Source organism: Lactobacillus porci, assembly GCF_009695985.1.
Classification (GTDB): domain Bacteria; phylum Bacillota; class Bacilli; order Lactobacillales; family Lactobacillaceae; genus Lactobacillus; species Lactobacillus absianus.
The window spans coordinates 1-7,250 of record NZ_VUMX01000047.1 but is presented as its reverse complement, the minus strand read 5'-3'; the positions used below and the strand labels follow the sequence as shown (position 1 = coordinate 7,250).

Below are 7,250 nucleotides of genomic sequence, written 5' to 3'. Positions count from 1 at the left end.
ATATATTGGTTTAACAACATCAGACGGTCCAATAAACTAAATTACACGACCCCTGTAAAATATAGAGATCGTGTAATGGCAACTATTTAAGATTTTATAAAATGTCTAACTTTTCTATGGCACTTCATGATTCGAGGGGATTTTTTTAGTTAAGACATTGTCTTGGCGGCGATTTTTCGAAAAGTGCTTCCCGAAAAGTCCTCAACTAAGATACTTTTCCGCATTCGATTGTCCGAATTAAAAAACTCTCACCTAAATTAGATGAGCGCAAAATAAAAGAGCAGGCCGAAACCTGCTCTTACTCCCATATATGCTAGATGTAATCTAGTCATCCATTCATGCCCACTAAAGGAGTCGAACCTTCACTCTGTTGCCAGAACAGCGACCTGAACGCTGCGCGTCTGCCAATTCCGCCAAGTGGGCATCTCGTGCCTGAGCACATATTTAATAATACCAAAATTTTGCTAAAATGGAAGTGCGAAAACAAATTTTTTTGAAAAGAGAGGAAATATTTTGTTCAGAAGATTTAAAAAAGCGCTAATTTCGGCGGCAGCGGCCGCTTCTCTAGTCCTTGCCGGCAGCCCATTCGCCAGCCAGGCTCAAGCCGCGGTCAGCAGCTACCAAGAAAAGAGCTTGGACTTGGACGTCAAGGGCGCGATTGCTATTGACGCGGAAACTGGTCAGGTGCTCTATGCCAAGAATGCCAATGAGCCACGCTCAATTGCTTCTATGACCAAGCTGATCACCACCTACTTGACCTTGCAGGCCGTCAAGCAGGGGAAGCTGTCTTGGACGGACAAGGTTTCGCCAACCAAGGCCATTGCCAAAGTCAGCCAAAACACCGAATATTCCAACGTGCCCCTTTACACGGACCACTCATACACGATCAAGCAGCTTTATCAGGCGACTTTGATTGAATCAGCCAACGGGGCGGCCATGACCTTGGCCAAGGCGATCAGCGGCGACCAGGTCGCTTTCGTCAAAAAAATGCGTTCTCTGGTCCAGTCTTGGGGCATTGACGATGCCAAGATCTACAACGCCTGTGGCTTGGCTAACGGCAATCTAGGTGCGGCTGCTTACCCTGGCATCGGCAAAAACGTTGAAAATGAACTGTCCGCCAGCGACATGGCCATTATTACCAAGCACCTGCTGGACGATTTCCCAGAAGTCATCGATACTACCTCAGTGAAGACGATGACTTTTGACAATGGGTCCACCAAGAACACGATGACCAACTGGAACTGGATGCTGCCAGGAATGAGCGCCTACTACGCGGATTTGCCAGTTGATGGGCTGAAGACCGGCACAACCGACAAGGCAGGCGCCTGCTTCGCGGGCACGGTCAAAAAGAACGGCCACCGGATCATTACGATCGTTTTAGGTGCCAAGCACGTCAACTCCAATGACCCGTCCCGCTTCGTGCAGACGGCCAAGCTGATGCACTTCGTCTACAGCAGCTACAACGCCATTACTTTGGCCAAGGGCTCAAGCATCAGCGGCGCAAGTACGGTAAAGGTGCCTGAAGGCAAGTCGACTTCCAGCAAGGTGGTTCTGGGCAAGACCGTGACCATCTGGGCTTTAAAGGGGAGCAAGGTCAAGACCAGCCTGTCCAAGGCGGCCGTGGCTGCTCCAGTCGTCAAGGGCAAGGCCGTGGCCAGCTACCGTTTTGCAACTACTTCCGGCAAGCTGGAAACGCTCAGCGGCAAGCAGCTGACGACTACAGCCGTGGCTGTCCAAGACAATGCCCAAGCTAATATTTTCGTCAGAATCTGGCGCAGCCTGTTTGGGGCCAAATAAAAGCGAGGCGCGATGCAATGGAAACGGAAGAGTTTGGCTCTGAAATTGCCCGCCGGGTCATCCGGCCACGGCCAAGTCAAAGCCATAAGGGCAATTATGGCCGCCTGCTCTTGATTGGCGGCTCTGAGAACTTTGGCGGGGCCATCATGATGGCGGCTGAAGCCGCCGTAAGCAGCGGCGCCGGCCTGACCAGCGTGGCCACGGATCCCGCCAACTTGACGGCCCTCCATGCCAGGGTTCCAGAAGCCATGTTTATGGACATTCATGAGCAAGCGCGAGTGCTGGACCTGCTGAAAAAACAGGATGTGATTCTTTGCGGGCCAGGCTTGGGAAATAGCCCCTATGCCTTGGAACTATTGACCAAGCTTTGCCAGCTGGCCACGCCCAGCCAGAGCCTGGTGCTTGACGCCAGTGCCTTGGACCTGCTCGCCCAGCAGCCAGACTTGCTGAGCTTGATCAAGGCCAAACAAGTCGTATTGACCCCACACCAGATGGAGTGGCAGCGGCTCAGCGGGATCAAGATTCCAGATCAGGAAAATGTCCGCAATTTTCAGGTCTTGCGGCAGTTGTTCCCGAAAAGAAATGTTATACTGGTTCTGAAATCAAATCACACTCATGTGTATGATGCAACACAAGAAAGGGCGTATCTCAACGCGGCGGGCAACCCTGGCATGGCCACGGGCGGCATGGGTGACACCCTGGCTGGAATCATCGCGGCCTTCCTGGGCCAGTTTGGACCAAGCCTGGACGCGGTTTTAGCGGCAGTTCACTGCCACTCAGCGGCAGGGGACCTGCTCTATCAGGACAAGTACCTGGTCAGGCCAACCGAAGTTTCTGCTATGATGCCCAAGCTGATGAAGAGATACAGTAACGAATAAAGAGGAGATAGCCATGAAAAGAGCAAAATATATTACTGCCTTGTCAGCAGCGGCTTTGACCTTGCTGTGCCTTGGTCAAAGTCCCGCGGTTAAGGCTGACGCTGACCCGGCAGCCACGCAGACTGCGACTGCGGATCCGGCGACTGCGGCTGATGCCGTGCAAGCCAGTCAGGCTGACAGCAATGAGCCAAAGAGTGCCTTCACTGAAGAGCAGCCTTGGGTGGTGCAACTGAACGCCAAGGGCATGGAGGCAATTGCCAAGCACGCGATTGCCAATACGGCTGAATTGACCAACGTTAAGTCTTATACCTGGAAGACCATGCCGGACTTGACCAAAAAGACCGACAGCCTGAAGGCGACGGTTCTGGTGACCTATAACGATGGTTCAAGCGATGAGGTTGAAACCTATTTGCGGGTGATCCAGTTCTCAGACCAGTTTGTACCAGCAGCTAAGAGCGGCGTGACCGTCAAGACCGGGAGCAAGCTGAATGCCAAAGACTTTATCGCCAACGCGGCTTCTTTGAAGCACGTGACTGCCTATGCTTGGCAGCAGGCACCGTCAACCGCCAAGGCTGGCAAGTCCACGGGCACGGTTCTGGTTACTTACGCTGACAAGTCAACCGACTTGGTCAAGGTGACGGTGACCGTCAAGGACGCCGTTACCAGCAAGAAGTCAGTCAAGAAGACCAAGTCTAAGCAGCGCGCGGTTAAGACCCGAACGATCAAGATCTACCGTCCAGGCAAGAAGGTCAAGATCGTCAAGCAGCAGGCCAAGATCTCACGGACGGTTACGACGACCGTGACGACCAGCAAGACCTATACCAACGGCAAGCTGACCAAGACCAGCAAGCAGAGCAAGAAGTCTTACGGCAAGTGGTCCAAAGGCAAATGGAAGAAGTACAAGATTCCAGCTGTTGCAGGCTACAAGCGGAGCAAGACCTCAGTCAAGGCCAAGACGGTGACCTCCAAGACCAAGAATGAAACCGTTAAGATCAGCTACAAGCAGGTCCTTCACAAGCCAGCCAATGCGCCGTACTACGATCCAGCCGACATGCGAGCTAAGACTGGCAATTACTACTTCAAGTCCAGTGAAAAGCGGGCTTATCCAAACCTGGCCAAGTACAAGAACCTGTGGATCAGAGTCTCCATTCTGGGCAACCGGACTTACATCATGAGCGGCAACAAGGCGGTTTACACTATGTACTCATCAGCAGGCCAGTTTGAATACAGCAATGGGGTCTACCAAAGCGACACGCCGCGCGGCACCTTCCGCTTGAAGGCGGCTTATGGCCCGTCATTCATGTCAGCCGACGGCGTTGGCGGCCGCTATTACCTGGCCTACTATGGCAGCGACTACCTGTTCCACAGCGTGCCGATCAACAATTATGGCTCAGGCGTCTACCACAACGGCTACCATTACGGCTACGGCGGCGTCGGCAGCGCGGCCCACTTGACCGTTCTGGGGACCAAGCCTGACTCCCATGGCTGCATCCGCCTGTCCTTGAGCGACGCCCACTGGCTTTACAACCAGCGCTTGGCTGGTCACCTCAAGGTTGGGACCAAGATCGTCATCAAGTACAAGTAAAACTACTGTTAAAAAGTAAGCGAAATAGTAAAGCTTTGCCGGCTTTACTATTTTTTTATCCTATTTCATTAGATAATAAAGAAAATGCATCAGCCTGCCAAACAGTAATTTTGGTTAGGGTGAAAAACAAGCAGCAATTTTAAAGTTTGGTTACAGAAGGGCGCTTTAATGGCAACCGCTTGCTGGATCTGCTAGAATAATTGATGCATGTGTATTGAGCACGAAAAAAGATAGAGAAGAGAGAGAAAAATGAACAAGGCCCACAAGCGGATGGGGATTGCGCTGATTTTGGCGATTGTGGCGCTGATGATGATTCCAGTGTTCCAGCCTCTGCCGCACGCGCAGACAAAAGACAAGCCCAAAACAACACAGAAGCGCAAGAAGCAGCAAAAGAAAACAGGCAATATTTTTGCTGACCCTACCGACATGCGGCCAATGACTGGCAGATACTACCTGTATCCCAGTGAGACCAAGCGCAAGTACCCGGACTTGCGCAAGTACAAGAACGTTTGGTTCAAGGTCCCAATCAGCAAGTGCCGGGCCTATGTGATGAGCGGGGACAAGGTGATTTATGTCATGTACGCCTCAGCCGGCAAGATTACCAAGGGCCGCAGCCTGACTCCGCTAGGCACTTTCCATGTGCAGAATGAAAGCGGCGAGCAGTTCATCAATGCCAACGGCGTTGGCGCCCGCTACTTTATTTCCTTCTACCAGCATGGGGTCTATCTCTTCCACTCAGTGCCAATCAACAATTTCGCTTCCGGTGAGCACGTCGGCAGCTACTACTATGGCTACAAGAACGGGGCCCACTTGACTACTCTGGGCAAGAAGCCGGATTCTCACGGCTGCGTCCGCTTGACCGTCAGCGATGCCAAGTGGATCTATACCCAGCGGCAAAATGGCGGCATCAAGGTGGGAACCAAAGTCGTCATCGCCAAGTAGGCAGAGCTTTCAAATACTGTGAAAGATATAACAGATTTTTCAAAAGTGAAAAATGCGCAATAGCCGTCCGCCAGCCACGGACGGCTATTTTACTGGGGGCCGTTTTCATTTCCCAAGCAGCAAGCTTTAACAAAGTGCAAAAGAGTCAAGATTTTGCCAAAAAAACGCTTTCAAGGCAGATTTTGTTTGCTCAACTATTCATTATTAGGGTACAATAGATCCTGTAAGAAGCTTAGGAGGTAATTTTATGGCTTATTTCGTTAACGGTAATGATATTTTTAAGAAGGCTCGTAAGGAACACTACGCTGTTGGTGCCTACAACACTAACAACTTGGAATGGACTCGCGCACTTCTTCGTGGTGCTGAAGAAACCAGAACTCCATTGTTGATTCAAGTTTCAACTGGTGCTGCTAAGTACATGGGTGGCTACAAGCTCGTTAAGGACTTGGTAGAAGACTCAATGGACTCAATGAACATCTCAGTTCCAGTTATCTTGAACTTGGACCACGGTGACTACGACTCAGCTATTGAATGTATCAAGCTTGGCTACTCAAGCGTTATGTTCGACGGCCACGCTTTGCCAACTGAAGAAAACTTGGCTAAGACCAAGGAAATTATCAAGCTGGCTCACGAACGCGGCATTTCTGTTGAAGCTGAAATCGGCAAGATCGGTGAAAACCAAGGTGCCGGCGAACTTGCTTCAGTAGAAGACGCTAAGGCCTTCGTAGCAGCTGGCGTTGACAAGCTGGCTTGCGGTATCGGCAACATCCACGGCGTTTACCCAGAAGGCTGGACTGGCTTGAACTTCGACCGTCTTAAGGAAATCGCTGAAGCTGTTCCTGAAACTCCACTTGTATTGCACGGTGGTTCAGGTATTCCTCAAGACCAAATCGAAAAGGCAATTTCTTTGGGTATTTCAAAGATCAACATCAACACCGAATTCCAACTTGCATTCCAAGCAGCTACTCGCAAGTACATCGAAGAAGGCAAGGACCAAGACAAGAGCAAGAAGGGTTACGACCCACGCAAGCTGCTCTTGCCAGGTACTGAAGCAATCACTGCCTCAATGAAGGAAATGATCAGCTGGATGGGCACTCCTTCAATCGACGACAAGACTGCTGACGCTTCATTCGACAGAAGCTCACTTAACGAAGAATAATCAACGATTTTCTTCGGGGACAGTGCTTTAGCTAAGCATTGACCAGATCCCGCTGAAGCAGGCATCAAAGGCATTTGTTCTTTGATGAGCCGCTTCAGCGGGATTTTTTTAGTCTAAAAAACGAAAAAACGCCAAAAAATAATGATAGTTATAAATTCATTGCAATAGGTGATCGCTGGCAAAACGGCTGACCAAGTGGCAATGCAAAAATGATGAAAATCTTTGAAAGCGTTGATGCAATCGCTTTTTTCGGAATAAGTCAGCCAAAGATCGGCTGGTGAATTTGGATTGCTGCAGCTTTTTTCAGGAATGGCTGAGTGTTTTTGCAAAGGAACTGATATAAATTAGTAATGAAAATATAAAAGCCCCTTTTTCACCTGCTCGGGAAAGGGGCTTATTCTTTGGGATGCGGATTGGCTAAAAGACATGAATCGCGCCGTATTCCACGCCTGTAGACTGGCAGCATACAGCAAAAATAAGACATAGGCCAGCTAGTTGCCTAACTGTTAGGTGAAATTTGAAATTGCTATGATTGCTAAAGACTAATGATAATTTAACAAAAAGTGCTTGCCCAGCGAATCTGAAAGGATTATGCTTATAACTAGAGAAATAAAAGCGGATTACATTAATTTTAGGCAAAGTTAGCTTGCTGTTTAATTTGATTAAAAAGCGTGCGCAAATTCGTGTCTTTAGACATGAGTCAAGCACGAAAAAGCGCCCCAGAGGGACGCTTTTTTAGTTTCTATTTCTTCTCCTTCTTTCGTAAGCGCCCAATATCGCGGTATATTAAAATCCCATCCTAGCAATGCTAAGATGGGATTAATCAGTTTATGGGACTTCACTTACAGTGTAGCTGAACATTCTCAGCCCATGGTAAATAGGCTTCCAG

The 7,250-nt window shown here is 49.7% G+C and carries 6 protein-coding genes and 1 tRNA gene; 6 read left to right on the top strand and 1 reads right to left on the bottom strand.

Going from position 1 to position 7,250, the window contains the following annotated elements:
* Window positions 1–90 (top strand): IS3 family transposase (locus FYJ62_RS09945; RefSeq protein ID WP_154486841.1); only part of this gene is annotated, 90 nt, incomplete at its 5' end.
* A gap of 249 nt (window positions 91–339) precedes the next feature.
* On the opposite strand, the gene FYJ62_RS09940 is transcribed toward FYJ62_RS09945, so the two are convergent.
* Window positions 340–423 (bottom strand) — tRNA-Leu (locus FYJ62_RS09940).
* 90 nt (window positions 424–513) lie between these two features.
* Here FYJ62_RS09940 and FYJ62_RS09935 point away from each other — a divergent pair.
* From FYJ62_RS09935 to FYJ62_RS09915, 5 genes are all read left to right on the top strand, one after another.
* On the top strand, window positions 514–1,797 hold the full coding sequence (locus FYJ62_RS09935) for a serine hydrolase (RefSeq protein ID WP_154549525.1): 1,284 nt from the start codon (window positions 514–516) through the stop codon (window positions 1,795–1,797).
* Between the two features lie 17 nt (window positions 1,798–1,814).
* The gene (locus tag FYJ62_RS09930) at window positions 1,815–2,675 is read left to right on the top strand and encodes an NAD(P)H-hydrate dehydratase (RefSeq protein WP_154549524.1); all 861 of its coding nucleotides are present in this window, start codon (window positions 1,815–1,817) and stop codon (window positions 2,673–2,675) included.
* Between the two features lie 13 nt (window positions 2,676–2,688).
* Window positions 2,689–4,260 (top strand): Rib/alpha-like domain-containing protein, encoded by a 1,572-nt coding sequence (locus FYJ62_RS09925; RefSeq protein ID WP_154549523.1) that lies wholly within the window; start codon window positions 2,689–2,691, stop codon window positions 4,258–4,260.
* A gap of 249 nt (window positions 4,261–4,509) precedes the next feature.
* Window positions 4,510–5,202 carry a L,D-transpeptidase gene (locus FYJ62_RS09920; protein WP_154549522.1) on the top strand — a complete coding sequence of 231 codons (693 nt, stop codon included), beginning with the start codon at window positions 4,510–4,512 and terminating at the stop codon, window positions 5,200–5,202.
* A gap of 247 nt (window positions 5,203–5,449) precedes the next feature.
* On the top strand, window positions 5,450–6,361 hold the full coding sequence (locus tag FYJ62_RS09915; RefSeq protein WP_154549521.1) for a ketose-bisphosphate aldolase: 912 nt from the start codon (window positions 5,450–5,452) through the stop codon (window positions 6,359–6,361).
* Window positions 6,362–7,250 lie beyond the last annotated feature (889 nt).